We start from the raw sequence: 16,964 nt of genomic DNA on the forward strand, positions 1-16,964 counted from the left end.
AGGTTTTAAATAGTACATTATATAAAGATTATATCAAGTGATATAATGTTTTCCCCAAGTTTAGAAGAGATAAAAAATATAGCAAAAAATGAGGAGTATAAGCGTATTCCGGTTTCATATGAATTATTTTCGGATATTGCAACTCCAATCGAAGTTTTAAGAGTATTGAAAAATATCAGTAAGCACTGTTATATGTTGGAAAGTATTGAAGATGCGGAAAAATGGGGAAGATACTCTTTTTTAGGTTTCAATCCGCTTTTGGAGTTTACCTGTCAGGACGGTATTGTCAAAATTAAAGGCAGCGAAAACTTTGATGAGTTCAATGATGATGAAATAACAATTGAAACCGATAATCCAAGTGAAATAATTAAGGATTTGGTAAATAAGAATAAATCTCCAAAAATTGATTATCTGCCTCCTTTCACTGGCGGTTTTGTCGGATATTTTGCATATGACTACATAAAGTATGCTGAACCTTCCCTTAATCTTGATGCGGAAAATCAGGACCAATTCAAGGACATTGACCTGATGCTGTTTGACAAGGTAATAGCCTTTGATAACTTCAAGCAAAAGATTATTCTTATTTCAAATATAAAGACTGACGATTTGGAAAGCAATTATGAAAAGGCTTGTGCTGATTTAAAGGAAATTGCAGACTTAATCAAAAATGGAAAAAAAGCTGAAATAAAACCATTGGAGTTAAAATCAGATTTCAAACCCGTATTTTCCCGTGAAAAATATTGCGACATGGTTTTAAAGGCTAAAAATTACATTAAAGAAGGAGACATTTTCCAGGTTGTCCTCTCAAACAGGATTGAGGCTGACATCACCGGAAGTCTGTTCGATACTTACAGGGTTTTGAGAACAACAAATCCTTCTCCATACATGTTTTATTTCTCAAGTGATGACATTGAGATAGCCGGTGCATCTCCGGAAACTCTAGTGAAACTTACAGACAAAAAATTGTTCACATTCCCTCTTGCCGGAACAAGGCCTCGTGGAAAAACCGAAGAGGAAGACTTGGAGCTTGAAAAGGAATTGCTCGCTGATGAAAAGGAACTGGCTGAACATAATATGCTGGTGGATCTTGGAAGAAACGACATTGGAAGAATATCTGAAATCGGATCCGTCAATGTTGAAAAATACCTGTCAATTGAGAGATTTTCACATGTGATGCACATCGGTTCTACAGTTAGCGGAACCTTAAGAAGCGATTTGGACTCTCTTGTTGCGATAGATTCAATTTTACCTGCAGGAACATTGTCCGGAGCTCCAAAAATAAGGGCCTGTGAAATAATAAACGAACTTGAAGATAACAAAAGAGGAATTTATGGCGGGGCAATTGGATATGTTGATTTGAGCGGAAATATTGACACATGCATTTCAATTAGAATTGCCTTTGCAAGAAATGACAAGGTGTTCATACGTTCAGGAGCGGGCATAGTGGCCGACAGCGTGCCTGACAATGAATTCGATGAATGTTTAAACAAAGCCGCTGCCGTAATAAATGCATTGGAAATTGCAAACGGAGGGATAGAATGATTCTTTTAATAGATAATTATGATAGCTTTTCATATAACTTGTATCAATTGATTGGTGAAGTAAATCAGGATATTAAAGTAGTCAGAAATGATAAGATAACCATTGAAGAAATTTCCGAATTGGATCCTGAATGCATAATTCTGTCCCCAGGTCCTGGAAAACCTGAAGATGCGGGAATTTGCATTGATGTTGTTTTAAATTTCTCAGGTAAAATTCCAATTTTGGGGGTTTGCTTAGGACATCAGTCTATCTGTGAAGCGTTTGGCGGCAAAATATCTCATGCGAAAAGACTGATGCATGGAAAAACTTCAAGAATTTCACTTGATTATGATTTCATATTCAAAGGGTTGCCGACAGAAATTGAGGTTGGAAGATATCACTCATTAAGCCTGGTTGATGACAGTATTCCGGACTGTCTTGATGTGATATCCAAGGCTAAAGACGACGGCGAAATAATGGCGGTGAAACATAAGGATTTCAATGTTTACGGTCTTCAGTTTCATCCGGAATCAATTCTTACTCCGGATGGGTTAACAATTATTGAAAATTTTTTAGAAAAGGTTGAGAAAGGGATTTTATGATTAAAGAAGCTATTTTAAAGGTATATAAAAATGAAAACTTAACATATGATGAAGCTTACCAAACTATGGATGAAATCATGAGCGGTGAAGCTAGTGAAGTGCAGATGAGCGCATATTTAACCGCAATGTCCATGAAAGGTGAAACAATCGATGAGATAACCGCATCTGCTGAGGCTATGAGGGCTCACTGTGTAAGGCTATTGAATGACAAGGAAGTTTTGGAGATTGTTGGAACCGGTGGTGACGGTTCAAATACATTCAATATATCCACAACATCCTCAATTGTTATTTCAGCGGCAGGAGTTCCTGTGGCAAAACATGGAAACAGATCTGCATCAAGCAAATGTGGTGCTGCTGATGTTTTAGAGGAATTGGGTGTCAATATCCATATTGAACCTGAGAAAAGCTTGAAATGTTTAAAGGAAATTAATTTATGCTTCTTGTTCGCTCAAAACTATCATATTGCAATGAAATACGTTGCAGGTGTCCGTAAAGAGTTATCAATCAGAACAATCTTTAATATTTTGGGACCGCTGACAAGTCCTGCGGGTGCATCCATGGAAGTGCTGGGAGTTTATGAAAAAGACCTTGTAGAACCTTTGACAAAAGTTTTAAAAAACTTAGGTGTTAAATCTGCATTGACAGTTTATGGTGTTGATGGAATGGATGAAATTTCCGTAAGTGATAAGACTTCAGTCTGTGAGCTTAAGGATGGTGAAATCATGGCCTATGAGATTACACCGGAATACTTTGGAATGGAAAAGGCTTCTAAAGAGGACCTTGTTGGCGGAGATGCTAAAGAAAATGCAAAAATCACATTGTCAATTTTGAATGGTGAAAAAGGACCTAAAAGAAATGCGGTTTTACTTAATTCAGCAGCAGGTTTGTATGTTGCGGGCGAAGTCGATTCTCTGCGCGAAGGTGTTGAACTTGCAGAGGAAATCATTGATTCCGGAAAAGCATTGAAACAGTTAGAAAGATTTATAGAAATTACAAACAGTTGATTATTATGTTGGATGAAATTGTTGCAAAAACCAGGGAAAGATTGGACGAATCAAAGAAAAACAAGTCTCTTGAAGAACTTAAAGCAGAAGTTCAACAATTAGAAATAACTCAGGATTTTCCATTTAAAAAAGCTTTAAGCGAATCTGAAATTTCAATCATAGCTGAAGTCAAAAGGGCTTCACCTTCAAAAGGGCTGATTGCCGAGGATTTTGATCACGTTGCTATTGCAAAGGATTATGAAGATGCAGGAGCATCTGCCATTTCAGTTTTAACCGAACCATATTTTTTCAAGGGGTCCAATGAATATCTTAATGAAATCTCTCAAAATGTCAGCATTCCAATTTTAAGAAAAGATTTTGTCATAGATGAGTACATGATTTGGGAGGCAAAGCAACTGGGTGCATCTGCAGTGTTGCTGATAGTATCTATTCTGTCAATGGTTGAATTAAAGAAATACTTGGATTTGGCACATGATTTGGGTCTGTCCGCTATTGTTGAAGCTCATGACGCTACAGAAATCAGAACTGCACTCAATGTTGGTGCTGAAATAATCGGTGTAAACAATAGGGATTTGACAAATTTCACAGTGGATATTGAAAACAGTATCAGTCTACGTAGATGTGTAAGTGGAGATATCATATTTATTTCTGAAAGTGGAATTAAAACACCGCAAGATGTAAGGAGATTGAAAGAAAATAATGTTGATGCTGTTTTAATAGGCGAAACTTTAATGAAAAGTGATGACAAGAAGGCTATGATTTTGGAGTTGAAAAATGGTTAAGATTAAAATCTGCGGACTCAGACGATTGGAGGATATAAGGATAGTAAATAAATATAAACCAGATTATGTTGGTTTTGTATTTGCAGATTCAAAAAGAAAAGTATCTCCTGAAATTGCAAAGGAATTGAAGGATAATTTGAGTTCTGACATAATACCTGTAGGTGTCTTTGTCGATGCGCCTCAGGATGAAATCTTGAAATTATTCAATGATGATGTAATTGAAATTGCACAACTGCATGGCAGAGAAGATGAAGATTATATTAATAGTTTAAAAGAAAATACTAACAATGAACTAAAAATTATCAAAGCAATTGAAATGTCTGAGGATGAGGACTTATCAAAATATGATGATTCTCCTGCGGATTATTTACTTCTTGACAGTGGGAAAGGCAGTGGAAAAACCTTTGACTGGCAACTGATAAGAACAGATTTAAAAAAGGAATTTTTCTTGGCTGGTGGAATCAATTCCACAAACGTTAAAAAAGCTATCGAGGAATTTGACCCTTATGCTATTGATTTAAGTTCAAGTCTTGAAACTAATGATTATAAAGATGAAAATAAGATTAAAGAGATTATGGAGGCAATAAATTGAGTAAAGGACGATATGGTGAGTATGGTGGCCAATACATATCTGAAACGTTAATGAATGAGCTATTGTACTTGGAAGAGCAATATCATCATTACATGAATGATCCTGACTTTGTAGATGAGTTGAATACATTATTGAAGGAATATGCTGGAAGGCCTTCCCTTTTGTACTATGCAAAAAGAATGACTGAGGACCTTGGCGGTGCAAAGATTTATCTGAAAAGGGAAGATTTAAACCACACTGGCGCTCATAAGATTAACAATGTGTTAGGACAAGTGCTGCTTGCTAAAAAGATGGGTAAAACAAGAGTGATTGCAGAAACCGGTGCTGGTCAACATGGTGTAGCTACTGCAACTGCCGCTGCACTTTTAGATATGGAATGTGAAGTGTTCATGGGAGAAGTGGACACAAAAAGGCAAGCGTTAAACGTTTATAGGATGGAATTGCTTGGAGCAAAAGTCCATTCCGTTAAATCCGGAACAAAGACACTTAAGGATGCAGTAAATGATGCATTCAGGGACTGGATTGCTCGTATTCATGATACTAATTATGTAATAGGTTCTACAATGGGACCTCATCCATTTCCAATGATGGTTCGTGATTTTCAGGCCGTAATCAGTGCTGAAGCACGTCAGCAATTTTTGGACATTGAAGGAAGACTCCCGAATGCAGTTGTTGCATGTGTAGGTGGAGGAAGTAATGCTATGGGTGCATTTTACAATTTCATAGATGATGAAGAGGTCAGGCTGATAGGTTGTGAAGCCGGTGGAAAAGGTGTGGACACTCCTTATAATGCGGCTGCATTAACAAAAGGTCAAATTGGCATATTCCATGGAATGAAATCCTTTTTTAATCAGGGAGAATATGGTCAGATAGCACCTGTTTATTCAGTTTCAGCTGGTCTTGACTATCCTGGTGTCGGACCTGAGCATGCATACCTACGGGATATCGGAAGGGCTGAATATGTTCCTGTTAATGATGAGGAAGCTGTTGAGGCATTTGAATATCTCTCAAGAATGGAAGGTATCATTCCGGCTATTGAAAGTGCTCATGCAGTAGCGCATGCGATGAAAATTGCTCCGACTATGGATAAGGATGATATAATAATGATTTGTTTATCCGGAAGGGGAGATAAGGACGTCAGGTCAATTGCGGAATACAGGGGAGTTGAGTTAGATGAGTAAGATAGCTAATGCATTCAAAAATGGAAAAGCATTTATTGGCTTTTTGACTGCAGGAGATCCAAATATTGAAAAGACTGTTGAATTTATTCTTGCAATGGAAGAGGCAGGCTGTGACCTGATAGAAATAGGAATTCCATTTTCAGATCCTATGGCTGAGGGTGTTGTAATTCAGGAAGCTAATGTGAGAGCTTTAAGACAGAACACAACAACAGACGACGTATTTGATGCAGTTAAGGTTATTCGTGAAAAAACCGATATTCCTATAGTCTTTTTAACTTATATCAATCCCGTTTTCTTTTATGGTTATGAGGAATTCTTTAAAAAATGCAGTGAGCTTGGTGTAGATGGAATCATATCTCCTGATTTGCCTTATGAAGAAAAGGGCGAAATCGTAGATATTGCACGTAAAAATGACGTTGATGTGATTTCTTTGATTGCTCCGACTTCAAAGGAAAGAATTCAAATGATTGCTGGCGATGCTACCGGTTTTATTTATGTTGTCTCCTCATTGGGTGTTACCGGAATGCGTTCAGAAATCAAAACTGATTTAAATTCTATTCTGGAAGATATTCGTGATGTCACTGATTTGCCGTTGGCAGTCGGTTTTGGAATTAATACTCCTGAACAGGCATCTGAAATTGGTAAAATCGCTGATGGGGTCATAGTTGGCAGTGCAATTGTAAAAATCATTGAAGAACATGGTGAAAATGCAACAGAACCTATAAAAGAGTATGTTTCTGCTATGAAAAAGGCGGCTAATCAATGATGATATATGAAAAGTAAAACTTTATTATATATAAAAAATAAATATAAAACTATTACTGATTAGAGGATTATTTATGTTTAAAGCAGAATTAAGTGATTCTAGTATATTAAAAACCAGTTTTGATGCTATTTCATCCATTGTAGATGAAGTACAAATTCAAACTGACAGTGAAGGCATGAGATTAGATGCCTTAGACCGTAGTCACATAACTTTCGTACATTTAGAACTTAAATCTAGTTTATTCGATGAATACATTTGTGATGTTCCTGAAAAAATCAATATTGACACTGATGAATTCATGAGAGTTCTTAAACGTGCTAAATCTCAAGACAGAGTATTGATGTCTGTGGATGAAGGTAATTTCATCATTACTTTTGAAGGAGATGCTACCAGAACATTTAAAATAAGATTAATTGATATGGAATATGATAACCCTGTTCCACCTCAAATCGAGCATCCAACATCATTCAAAGTTCGTTTCTCAATCTTAAAAGATTGTATCAACGATATTGATATCTTTTCAGATAAAATCGCTTTCCAAGTTGATGAAGATTACTTCATTGCATCAGCTGATGGTGAATTCGGAGACGCAAGCATCAAATATCTCCACGGCGAAAACATCAATGAACATGCAAAATCTTTATTCTCATTGGATAAAATTAGAGAAATGCTCAAAGCAGACAAATTTTCAGAGGAAGCTGAAATTGGTTTAGGTACCGACATGCCATTAAGTTTAACTCTTAATATGGTAACCGGTGATGGTAAATTAAGTTTCTTGCTTGCTCCTAGATTGGAAACAGATGAATAATTTCATTTGTTTATCTTTTTTTTATTTTTAAACACACATTTTAGAGATGGTATTAAGTGGACCAGTTTTATCAACAATTGCGTAAAGTTCAAAAGAAGGAACGTAATAATGGTACATTAGCTCGTGTAGATGAAACCTTTTACAATGATATTCACGAGTATTTAGATGACCTTAGGCGTCAGGCTATGGAAGATCCGTTTTCCAACGCTCATGGAATTCTCAAAGAGGCTCAGATTATCGCAACAGAAATCTGTGAAAGACGTGAGCATAAGATTACTGATGCTGCGGTGGTAAACATTCACAGGTCATATCATCTTTTTACTGGAAAACCTCAATTTGATTTGGTTGATACAACACCTCTTAACTTGACTCCTGAGGAAGAAAAATTCTATTATTCCTTGCTTGATACATTAAAAAATCATAGGGGTGCCATTTCACTTGAAAAATTATCCGATGACGAGGATGAGGCTAGTCAGGCAAAAACTAATGATACTCAATCAACTACATTAGTGCCTCCTAAAAATGATCCTGTTTTGGAAAAGTCAGATGAGATAAATAAGGCTGAGGCAATTGTTGAAGAGAAAACCCAACCTCCTAAAAGAGAGGTCATATCTCCACAACCTGAACCCGTTAAGCCTAAAGTGGAAGAAAAGCCTAAAGTCACTCCTCCAAATGCCAATATTGAAGATAATCCGAATGCAATGGATGAGGTTGATGAATTCTATGATTTGGAATCTCAAAAAATTGCTAAAGATTCTGAATTGGTTACAATGCTTGTTTTTGACGATGTAGGTCCTATTGTAGGCGTTGATGAAAAGGTATATGGTCCGTTCAGGTCCCAGGACCTTGTGACATTGCCGATGATTAATGCAAAAATATTTTTCAAAAATAGAAAAGGCCGTCAAGTTAAAATTTAACTCATTTTCCATTAACTTTATATAACTTGTTAAATATATATAGGTGCATATCTATTTGTAATAATAAAAAATTATATTTATTATAATTTGGATTTTTGCTGTTTGTAGACTTGATGCGTTACAAAGCAGTTTCAATCTCTAACATTTTCTGTTAAAACTTTAGTTTAGATAAATTTATGAATAGATTTACAATGATTTATTGATTAAGCACATTTTAGTGTTTTAAAACGGTGAAAAAATGAAAATACCAAAAGAAAAAAGAACATACTGTCCTCATTGTAAAAGGCACACTGTACATGAAGTACACACTGCTAAAAAAAGAAAAGCTAGTGAGTTAACCTGGGGACAAAGACAATTCAGACGTGTAACTGCTGGATACAGAGGATATCCAAGGCCTTTACCTGCTGGTAACAAACCAGTTAAAAAATTAGACTTAAGACTTAAATGTAAAGAATGTGGTAAATCTCACATCAAACAATCTTTCAGAACAGGAAAACCTGAATTTGTAGCTAAATAGGTGATTAACATGGTTAGTAAAGGTAGAGGAAACTTTTTAAAAGTTAAATGTTTAGATTGTGACAATGAGCAAGTAATCTTTGACCGTGCAGCATCTGACGTAAAATGTATTATTTGCGGTAAAACCCTTGTCAAATCTCGCGGTGCTAAAGCTAAAATCACCGCACACATTGAAAAAGTTTTAAACTAGATTTCTAGTTTTCAACTTATTTTTTTACTATTTTTTTATAAATTTTTTTTATTAATGTTGGTGAGAGTATGGTAAGAAAAAGTCAAGAATGGCCTGATGAAGGAGAACTTATCGTAGGTACTGTTTATAAAGTTCTTAATTATGGGGCTTTTGCTAAATTAGAAGAATATCAGGGCAAAGAAGCTTTTATTCATATTTCTGAAGTATCTTCTGGTTGGGTTAAAAATATCAGAGACCATGTAAGGGAAAACCAAAAGATCGTTTGTCGTGTTCTCAGAGTAAATCCTAAAAAAGGGCATGTGGATGCATCTTTAAAAAGAATCCGTGAAGATCAAAGAACTAAAAAAATCCAACATTGGAAAATTGAGCAAAAAGCTGAAAAATTCTTAGAATTGGCTGCTAAATCCTTAGATAAAGATTTGGATGCTGCTTACGATGAAGTAGGTTACGAGCTTATGGACATCTTTGGTGATGTTTATGGTGCTTTTGAAACTGCTGCTGATGAAGGTGCAGAATCACTTACTGAAGAAGGAATTCCTCAAGATTGGGCTGATGCTATTACTGAAGTAGCTAAGAAAAATATTACTCCTCCTGAGGTTCATATCAGTGGTTATGTTGACATTGAAACATTTGTACCTAACGGTGTTGAAATTATCATTGCCGCTCTTAAAGCTGCAGAAGATAATGGCGATGCTGAAGAAGAAATCAAGGTACAATGTGTAGGTGCACCAAGATACAGAATCACAGTTAAATCTACTGATTATTTATTGGCAGAAAAAGAGCTTAAAGCTGCTGCTGATAGGTGTATTGCAGTTGTTGAAGAATCTGACGGAAATGGTTCATTTTTAAGAGAATTAGATAATTAGATTCTTATGAATATGAAAATGAATAAATGTCCTGAATGTGGTATTTATACTTTAAAAGAAGTTTGTCCCAAATGCGGCGGCAAACTTAAAGTAATTTATCCTCCCAAATTTTCAGTTGAGGATAAATATGGTAAATATAGACGTATATTAAAAAAGGAATCAATGAAGGAGTAATTGGGTATGGAAACTACAGAAATAACTGTTTTAGAAGACATTGAAGTAAACAATCCTATTTTTATTGAAGCATTACCTGGCTTAGGTCACGTGGGTAAATTGGCTGCTGATCATATGATTGATGAATTGGGAGCTACCAAATTTGCTGAAATTCATTCTCCAACTTTCCCTCCTCAAGTAATTGTTAAAGATGAGGGTATTATTGAAAACATGAAAAATGAATTGTACTGTTTAAAAGATGTTGGTGAAGACCATTTGGATTTGATTATTTTAGTAGGTAATACTCAAGCTTTATCCCCAGAAGGCCAATATTTGGTATGCAAAGATATTTTAGAGTATGTTAAAGGTTTCGGCATTGACAGAATCTACACTTTAGGTGGAATGGTTACAGGCCAGCCTACAGAAAGTCCAAGAGTTTTCGGTGCTGCAACTTGTGAAGAAAATATTGAGTTACTGAAAGAGGCTGAAATTGAAATAAGGGCTAACGATGGTGGAATTGTTGGAGCTTCCGGTTTGTTTTTAGGTCTGGCTGTCCGCCAGCAAATTCAGGGATCCTGCCTTATGGGTGAAACTCCAGGTTACTTCATTGATGCCGAAGCTGCTGAAGCTATATTAAATAAATTGTCCATATTACTTAATTTTGAAATTAATGTTGATAAATTAGAAGAAAGGGCTGAAGAAACAAGACAAATGATTGCTAAAGCCCAACAAATGGAACAAGATATGATTAATAAGGCTAATGCAGGAAATGCGGACGATTTAAGATATATTGGATAAATTTCAATATATTTTTTTATTTTACTTTTTTTTATGAATGTTATTGTTGTTCCTGATGCATCAATGATTGTTATTCCATTGATTGAAAAGAATGGGCACACTTATATATCTCCCTCAAATTTTTCCAAATATGATAATATGGATATCTGTGAGGGTAATTTTTATTTTGACAATTTGATTAACACTTACTGTTCTAGTGAACTTCCATCTGGCGTGAGAGGAAGATTATATTTATTTTCAAGGATTATTGATAATGCAGATGCGGCAATTATCATTGGAAAGCGTCCTAAAAATCATCCGAAGATGTACAATGCATTAAATGATCTGATTTTATTTGGGGGCAACTCCTGCAATAATGCACGTTCCCTTGAAGTCAAGATTATCAATGATAAGGATATTCCAACTTTAAGACTTGCATATCCCACAAGTCGGGATGAATTAATAGGTATGATTGATAAGACCAATTCCTTTTTAAAAAATCTGGATGATTCATTTAGCGATGATTTGAATGTCAATTTGAATCCGAAAAAGGAAAAATGTCCGCTAGATGATGTTAAAAAAATATTAAATAATAATTCCTTCTAACATTTAATCATGTTAGTAAATGCTGATTTTCACATTCACAGTTGCTTTTCAATGGCTTCATCAAAAGACATGCTGATTAAAAACATTGCTCCCAAATCCAAATTAAAGGGGTTGCAGCTTCTTGGAACTGGTGATGCTTTCCATCCCGGATGGCTGGATATTATTGAGGAAAGCACAGAATATGTGGGTGATGGAATATACTCTGCTGATGGCATGGATTTTGTTTTGACAACTGAAGTTGAAGGAAAGCATAAGATTCACCATGTAATCATAATTCCAAATATTGAAATTGCACGTGAACTGTCAGACAGACTGCCTTCTAAAAATAAAAATGCTGATGGCAGGCCAAAGACTCAATTGGGTGGAGCTGAACTTTTGGAACTTGTAAAGGAATATGACTGTCTTATCGGTCCTGCTCATGCATTCACTCCATGGACTGGAATGTATAAATCTCATGATAGCATTTACGATTGTTACGAAAAGAAACCTGATTTTGTAGAGCTTGGACTTTCAGCAGACACATTCATGGCCGACACAGTAAGCGAGCTTAAGGATTTCCCATTTCTGACAAATTCCGATGCCCACTCTCCGTGGCCACACAGGTTAGGTAGGGAATTTAATCAAATTGAGCTTAAGGATATCTCATACTCTTCGATAAAACATGCAATTAAACATAGGGATATTGAAGCAAATTACGGTTTGTTTCCGAATCTTGGAAAATATCATATGACTGCGTGTACCAAATGCTTTAAACTAATTGATCCTAGTGTTGCCAAAGAAAACAAGATGAAATGCAGTTGCGGCGGTAGAATCAAAAAAGGTGTCGATTACAGAATATCTGAAATTGCAGATTTTACAGAGCCAAAGCATCCTGACTTCAGGCCCCCTTATGTTCATTTGATGCCTCTCGCCGAACTGATATCAACAGTTTATGATAAGGGAGTTACAACCAAAACCGTTCAGGGAAAATGGCAGAAACTGATTGATAATTTTTCTACAGAAATAGATGTTTTAATTAATGTATCAATTGAAGATATTGCAAAAATAGATTCTGATATCGCCCCTGCTATTGAAGCGTTTAGAAATGGGACAATTGATGTTGTTCCTGGTGGCGGTGGCAAATATGGTGAGATACTGTTTGATAGGAAGCCTAAAGAGGAAAAAGTTGTCACTTTAGATTTCTTTTAAAAATGTAAAAAACGGACTTGGAGGGATTTGAACCCTCGATCTTAAGATTAGGAGTCTTACGCCCTTCCAGACTAGGCTACAAGCCCATAAATATGAAAACTATTTGTTTAAAATTCATCAAAAAAAGTAAATTGTATTAAGAGCGGACCCGCCGGGATTTGAACCCGGGGTCTTCGGATTAGAAGTCCGACGCCCTATCCAGCTAGGCTACGGGCCCTTTATATACAACAATAATAATTCTATTTTTCTTATTATATATATTTATCTATTTTATTAAAAAAAATAAAAAAGATTAAAAATAATCTTTTTATCCTCTTCCGGTTGCACCAGTTGAATCACTAACAGATATTGTGTCTACTGCATTTCCGTCTTCATCGTAGATTGTAAAGTACCAGTATCCTCCAGAGTAGTATCCTCCTCCGGCATAGCATCCTGGTTCTGCAACAGCACCGTTAGCAATACTTTGTGCGGTTGAGTATGATAATTGAGTACCACTTGAACTGGATCCTGAATCTGATCCGGAATTACTGTTACCGCCATTATAACTTCCACTGTCATAACTTGAACCAGAACTTGACCCGGAACTTGCGCCTCCATCTGAAGCGCCGCCTGCACCTGATCCTCCATTTGTGGTTGCTACACTTGATGGGGAATGGCCACTTCCGTTTCCAAGGGTAGTGTTGTTTCCAAGTCCATTACCTCCATTATTGGCAGTCATACTTGATAAATCAGAGAATATTGGATTATCACTATTTGTTATTCCATATGCTGCAACAGCTGCTGCAATACATAATACGATAATAATTGAAATTATAATATTTGCTTTATCCAATTTTTTCCCTCCTTTGAATTATATGTTAAATATAATATTAAAGTTTAGTTTTTCATATGTTATATATATTTCGATATTTTTTTTCTGAAATAATATATAAATAATAATAAACTAATATTATTAATGTTAGTTTCTAATTGCTAATAATTGAGGTGACATATTTGAAAGATAGAGTAGTTATTAAACCTACTTCTCGTCAAGAAGGCCACGCGGAATTGGTCATGGAAGTTGATGATGAAGGTATTGTTACAAAAGGTATGTATTTTAGTATAACTCCTGTTAGGGGTTTAGAAAAGATGGTTCTTAACAAAGCTCCTGAAACAGCACCTGTTTTATGTCAAAGAATCTGTGGAGTATGTCCTATTCCACACACATTAGCTTCTGCAGAAGCAATGGATATGGCATTAGGAATCGAAATTCCTACAGCAGCAAAATTGTTAAGAAAAGCTATCGCAGCAGCACATGGTATTAACAGTGCAGCAATTCACCACTTTTTAGTTGCACCAGATATTGCTAAAGGCGATGATTTCGTTAAAGCAGTTGACAGTGTAAGTGAAATCAGAAAAACTGTACAATATGTTGTAGACATGTGTGCTGGAGAAGGTATCCACCCTGCTGATATTAGAGTAGGTGGTATGGCTAGAAACATCACTCCTTTCACTAAAGAAAGATTAATCGAAAGAATGACCGCACTTAAACCAAAACTTGATGCTCACGTCGAATTTATCAAAAATCTCGTTCTTGAAGCAGGTTTACCTGAAGACTTAGGTGTAGTTAACCAACCATTAATGGCTACTGACGCTACATATGGTACTAACGAATTTGATATGGACAAATTCTCCGAAGTTTTACCTGAAGCATGGTATGATGATCCAGAAATTGGAAAAGAAGCATGTTCCGTAATTCCATTATGGGAAGGTACTAACGTAGAAACTGGTCCTAGAGCAAGAATGGAAAAATTCCAAGGATTCAAAGGCAAAGGTGTAATCGCACAACACGTTGCTCGTGCTGATGAAATGCTCAAAAACTATGACGCATGTTTAGAAGCATTAGATGCACTTGATACCGCAGCTCCTGCTAACGTAAGTTACGATAAAAGAGGAACTGGAGAACTTGGATTTGGTGTTATCGAAGGTCCTAGAGGAACTGATGTACACATGGCACAAGTTAAAGATGGTAAAACCCAATTCTACTCTGCAATTGTACCAACTACTTGGAACATTCCAACTATGGGTCCTGCAACTGAAGGATTCCATCACGAGTTCGGTCCACATGTAATCAGAGCATACGACCCATGTTTATCATGTGCTACTCACGTAATGGTAGTTGACGATGAAGACAAATCCATTCTTAAAAATGAAATGGTGAGAATCTAAGTAACTTGGAGGAATTTAATGCCTTACGATTCGGATATTATTGTTATTGGTTGTGGAAATATATTATTTAAGGATGATGGATACGGTCCGGTTCTTATAAACATATTACAAAAATATTTCAATGACACTAATGACTATTATGATCCAGCTGTTACTTCCTATGTTGAAGAAGAATTTAATAAAGATATCTTAGAGGAAATCAATAAGAAATTTAAAGATATTACTTTGCCTGAGGGTGTTCAATTTATTGACGGAGGTACTGCAGCTCCTACTAACTTTTTCCCATTGTACACTGAATATGATTGGAAAAAACTAGTTGTTTTAGATGTAGTTGAGTTTGATGCAGAACCTGGAACCGTAGGTATTTTTGATCCTAATCAAATGCAAAAAGGAAAATATGACAACCCTCACGGAATGACAGTTGAAAACCCACTTCAAGAAATTTCTCAAAAATGTGAAGTTGTAATTGTTGGTTGCAAACCGGCTGAGATCCCAACTCCGGATGTTGATATGGGTTTATCTGAACCTGTAGAAAAGGCTATTCCTGAAGCTATAGATATTATTTTAAAAGAAATCGGGGTAAAATAATGTTTGATAAATTGAAAAAAGCTTTTGGCGGTTCATCTGAACCAGAAGCACCAAAAGTAGAAGAAAAAGTTGAAGCTGCTCCTGTAGAAACCAAAGCACCTGCAGAAGAACCTAAAGCTGCTTCAGCAAAACCACGTATTGGTTACATACACTTAAGTGGTTGTACTGGAGATGCAATGTCTTTAACCGAAAACTACGACATTTTATCTACTGTTTTAACTGACATGGTAGACATTGTATACGGACAAACTTTAGTTGATTTATGGGAAATGCCAGAAATGGACTTATGTTTAATTGAAGGATCTGTATGTTTACAAGATGAACACAGTGTACACGAACTCTTAGAAGCAAGAGAAAAATCTGGATTAATTGCTGCATTTGGTTCATGTGCTATTACCGGTTGTTTCACTACTTTCGCTCGTGGTGGTCAACAAGCACAACCTAAACACGAATCTTTCTTACCAATTAATTCATTAATTAAAGTAGATTTAGCACTTCCTGGTTGTCCTGTAGCTCCTGAAATGATTGCTAAAGCAGTTGTTGCTTTATGTGAAGGCGACTTAGACTACTTAAAACCAGCAATGGATTGGGCTGCATGTGATAAAGGATGTGGTTGTGACGTATTAACCAACATTATCCGCCAAGGATTATGTACTGGATGTGGAACTTGTGCTCTTGCATGTCCTACAAGAGCAATGGGCTTTTCAGAAGGTAGACCTAGCTGTGACAGAGACAGATGTATTAAATGTGGTTCTTGCTACATGATGTGTCCAAGATCTTGGTTACCTGAAAGCAGAATTAAAAAGGAAACTGGATTATAGGAGGATTGGATATGCCATTAGGTACTTATAAAGAAGCATTATCTGCAAGATCTACTGATAAAAAAATCTTAGATGTATCACAAGACGGAGGAATCGTTTCAGCATTACTCTGTTACGCACTCGATGAAGGTATCATTGAAGGTGCAGTTGTAGCTGGAACTCCTGATGACGATTGGAGACCAATTCCTACTGTTGTAACTTCCGCTGATGAAGTTATTGCAGCTGCAGGAACTAAATACTCAATGTCCCCAACCTTATCCGCTTTAAAAGAAGCAACCCGTCAATACGGATTAGAAAAACTCGGTGTTGTAGCAACTCCATGTCAAACCCAAGGTTTAAGAAAAGCACAAGCTTATCCATTCACTAGATTTGTCGTCGACAAAATCAAATTAATCGTCGGTATCTACTGTATGGAAAACTTCCCTATGGCTTCTCTTGATACCTTTGCTACCGCAAAATTAGGATTTGACAGCTTACAAGAAGCTACTAAAATGGACATCGGTAAAGGTAAATTCTGGTTAACCAAAGATGGTGAAGACAGTGGTTTAGCTATCAAAGAAACCCACGGTTACGAACAAGCTGGATGTAACATCTGTCAAGATTACGTAGCTGAATGGGCTGATGTATCAACCGGTTCTGTAGGATCTCCTGACGGATGGTCTACTGTTTTAACCAGAACTGATGCTGGTGACTCTGTATTTAAAGCTGCTGTTGACGCTGGTTTAATCGAAACCAAACCAATGGACGATGTAAAACCTGGTCTTCCTTTACTTGAAAAATTAGCTAAAGGTAAAAAAGACAAAAACACTGCAGAACGTGAAAGAAGAGCTAAAATGGGAGTTAAAATCCCTGCTATATACTAATCTTCTTTCTTTTTT

At 36.2% G+C, this 16,964-nt stretch carries 21 protein-coding genes and 2 tRNA genes; 20 read left to right on the plus strand and 3 right to left on the minus strand.

Features of this window, described 5'->3' with window-relative positions; genetic code table 11:
* Window positions 1-45: 45 nt before the first annotated feature.
* From trpE to ACKI30_RS03510, 16 genes are all read left to right on the plus strand, one after another.
* Entirely contained in the window at window positions 46-1,542 is a 1,497-nt protein-coding gene (trpE, locus tag ACKI30_RS03435) for an anthranilate synthase component I (RefSeq protein WP_407409907.1), read from the plus strand.
* Window positions 1,539-2,123 (plus strand): aminodeoxychorismate/anthranilate synthase component II, encoded by a 585-nt coding sequence (locus ACKI30_RS03440; RefSeq protein WP_295160935.1) that lies wholly within the window; start codon window positions 1,539-1,541, stop codon window positions 2,121-2,123. Before trpE ends, ACKI30_RS03440 begins: the two co-directional genes overlap by 4 nt.
* Window positions 2,120-3,127: an anthranilate phosphoribosyltransferase gene (gene trpD / locus ACKI30_RS03445; protein ID WP_407409909.1), complete on the plus strand. Its 1,008-nt coding sequence runs from the start codon at window positions 2,120-2,122 to the stop codon at window positions 3,125-3,127. Before ACKI30_RS03440 ends, trpD begins: the two co-directional genes overlap by 4 nt.
* Before the next feature lie 5 nt (window positions 3,128-3,132).
* Complete coding sequence (trpC, locus tag ACKI30_RS03450) at window positions 3,133-3,909, plus strand: indole-3-glycerol phosphate synthase TrpC (RefSeq protein ID WP_407409911.1); 777 nt, start codon at window positions 3,133-3,135, stop codon at window positions 3,907-3,909.
* Window positions 3,902-4,501, plus strand: a complete 600-nt coding sequence (locus tag ACKI30_RS03455; protein ID WP_407409913.1) for a phosphoribosylanthranilate isomerase — start codon at window positions 3,902-3,904, stop codon at window positions 4,499-4,501. Before trpC ends, ACKI30_RS03455 begins: the two co-directional genes overlap by 8 nt.
* Complete coding sequence (trpB, locus tag ACKI30_RS03460; protein ID WP_407409915.1) at window positions 4,498-5,682, plus strand: tryptophan synthase subunit beta; 1,185 nt, start codon at window positions 4,498-4,500, stop codon at window positions 5,680-5,682. The genes ACKI30_RS03455 and trpB overlap by 4 nt, the downstream gene beginning before the upstream one ends.
* On the plus strand, window positions 5,675-6,448 hold the full coding sequence (gene trpA / locus ACKI30_RS03465; RefSeq protein ID WP_407409917.1) for a tryptophan synthase subunit alpha: 774 nt from the start codon (window positions 5,675-5,677) through the stop codon (window positions 6,446-6,448). The genes trpB and trpA overlap by 8 nt, the downstream gene beginning before the upstream one ends.
* Before the next feature lie 73 nt (window positions 6,449-6,521).
* Window positions 6,522-7,256 carry a proliferating cell nuclear antigen (pcna) gene (pcn, locus tag ACKI30_RS03470; RefSeq protein WP_292739053.1) on the plus strand — a complete coding sequence of 245 codons (735 nt, stop codon included), beginning with the start codon at window positions 6,522-6,524 and terminating at the stop codon, window positions 7,254-7,256.
* A gap of 56 nt (window positions 7,257-7,312) precedes the next feature.
* Window positions 7,313-8,173 carry a hypothetical protein gene (locus ACKI30_RS03475; RefSeq protein WP_407409920.1) on the plus strand — a complete coding sequence of 287 codons (861 nt, stop codon included), beginning with the start codon at window positions 7,313-7,315 and terminating at the stop codon, window positions 8,171-8,173.
* 238 nt (window positions 8,174-8,411) lie between these two features.
* Entirely contained in the window at window positions 8,412-8,690 is a 279-nt protein-coding gene (locus ACKI30_RS03480; protein WP_292739056.1) for a 50S ribosomal protein L44e, read from the plus strand.
* Between the two features lie 9 nt (window positions 8,691-8,699).
* Window positions 8,700-8,879 carry a 30S ribosomal protein S27e gene (locus ACKI30_RS03485; RefSeq protein ID WP_067044971.1) on the plus strand — a complete coding sequence of 60 codons (180 nt, stop codon included), beginning with the start codon at window positions 8,700-8,702 and terminating at the stop codon, window positions 8,877-8,879.
* Window positions 8,880-8,947: 68 nt separating this feature from the next.
* Entirely contained in the window at window positions 8,948-9,745 is a 798-nt protein-coding gene (locus tag ACKI30_RS03490) for a translation initiation factor IF-2 subunit alpha (RefSeq protein ID WP_292739057.1), read from the plus strand.
* Window positions 9,746-9,751: 6 nt separating this feature from the next.
* Window positions 9,752-9,919: an RNA-protein complex protein Nop10 gene (locus tag ACKI30_RS03495; RefSeq protein WP_292739058.1), complete on the plus strand. Its 168-nt coding sequence runs from the start codon at window positions 9,752-9,754 to the stop codon at window positions 9,917-9,919.
* A 6-nt stretch (window positions 9,920-9,925) separates the two neighbouring features.
* Window positions 9,926-10,696, plus strand: a complete 771-nt coding sequence (locus ACKI30_RS03500; RefSeq protein WP_407409923.1) for a proteasome assembly chaperone family protein — start codon at window positions 9,926-9,928, stop codon at window positions 10,694-10,696.
* Window positions 10,697-10,729: 33 nt separating this feature from the next.
* The gene (locus ACKI30_RS03505; protein WP_407409925.1) at window positions 10,730-11,281 is read left to right on the plus strand and encodes a DUF2112 family protein; all 552 of its coding nucleotides are present in this window, start codon (window positions 10,730-10,732) and stop codon (window positions 11,279-11,281) included.
* A 9-nt stretch (window positions 11,282-11,290) separates the two neighbouring features.
* Window positions 11,291-12,469, plus strand: coding sequence for a TIGR00375 family protein (locus tag ACKI30_RS03510; RefSeq protein ID WP_407409927.1), 1,179 nt, complete (start codon window positions 11,291-11,293; stop codon window positions 12,467-12,469).
* 12 nt (window positions 12,470-12,481) lie between these two features.
* Here ACKI30_RS03510 and ACKI30_RS03515 read toward each other — a convergent pair.
* The 3 genes from ACKI30_RS03515 to ACKI30_RS03525 form a co-directional block, all read right to left on the minus strand.
* Window positions 12,482-12,555 (minus strand) — tRNA-Arg (locus ACKI30_RS03515).
* A gap of 57 nt (window positions 12,556-12,612) precedes the next feature.
* A tRNA-Arg gene (locus ACKI30_RS03520) sits at window positions 12,613-12,686 on the minus strand.
* A 90-nt stretch (window positions 12,687-12,776) separates the two neighbouring features.
* Window positions 12,777-13,301: an endoglucanase gene (locus tag ACKI30_RS03525; RefSeq protein WP_407409929.1), complete on the minus strand. Its 525-nt coding sequence runs from the start codon at window positions 13,299-13,301 to the stop codon at window positions 12,777-12,779.
* A gap of 161 nt (window positions 13,302-13,462) precedes the next feature.
* On the opposite strand from ACKI30_RS03525, the gene frhA reads away from it, so the two are divergent.
* The 4 genes from frhA to frhB are packed head-to-tail and all read left to right on the plus strand — an operon-like array spanning window position 13,463 to window position 16,949.
* Window positions 13,463-14,677: a coenzyme F420 hydrogenase subunit alpha gene (frhA, locus tag ACKI30_RS03530; RefSeq protein WP_407409931.1), complete on the plus strand. Its 1,215-nt coding sequence runs from the start codon at window positions 13,463-13,465 to the stop codon at window positions 14,675-14,677.
* A gap of 18 nt (window positions 14,678-14,695) precedes the next feature.
* Window positions 14,696-15,265 carry a coenzyme F420-reducing hydrogenase, FrhD protein gene (gene frhD, locus ACKI30_RS03535; protein WP_407409933.1) on the plus strand — a complete coding sequence of 190 codons (570 nt, stop codon included), beginning with the start codon at window positions 14,696-14,698 and terminating at the stop codon, window positions 15,263-15,265.
* Window positions 15,265-16,086: a coenzyme F420 hydrogenase subunit gamma gene (frhG, locus tag ACKI30_RS03540; RefSeq protein WP_292739065.1), complete on the plus strand. Its 822-nt coding sequence runs from the start codon at window positions 15,265-15,267 to the stop codon at window positions 16,084-16,086. Before frhD ends, frhG begins: the two co-directional genes overlap by 1 nt.
* Window positions 16,087-16,097: 11 nt before the next feature.
* Window positions 16,098-16,949: a coenzyme F420 hydrogenase subunit beta gene (frhB, locus tag ACKI30_RS03545; protein ID WP_407409935.1), complete on the plus strand. Its 852-nt coding sequence runs from the start codon at window positions 16,098-16,100 to the stop codon at window positions 16,947-16,949.
* Window positions 16,950-16,964 lie beyond the last annotated feature (15 nt).

Origin of the sequence: Methanobrevibacter sp. (genome assembly GCF_045539575.1) — an archaeon.
GTDB lineage: Archaea > Methanobacteriota > Methanobacteria > Methanobacteriales > Methanobacteriaceae > Methanocatella.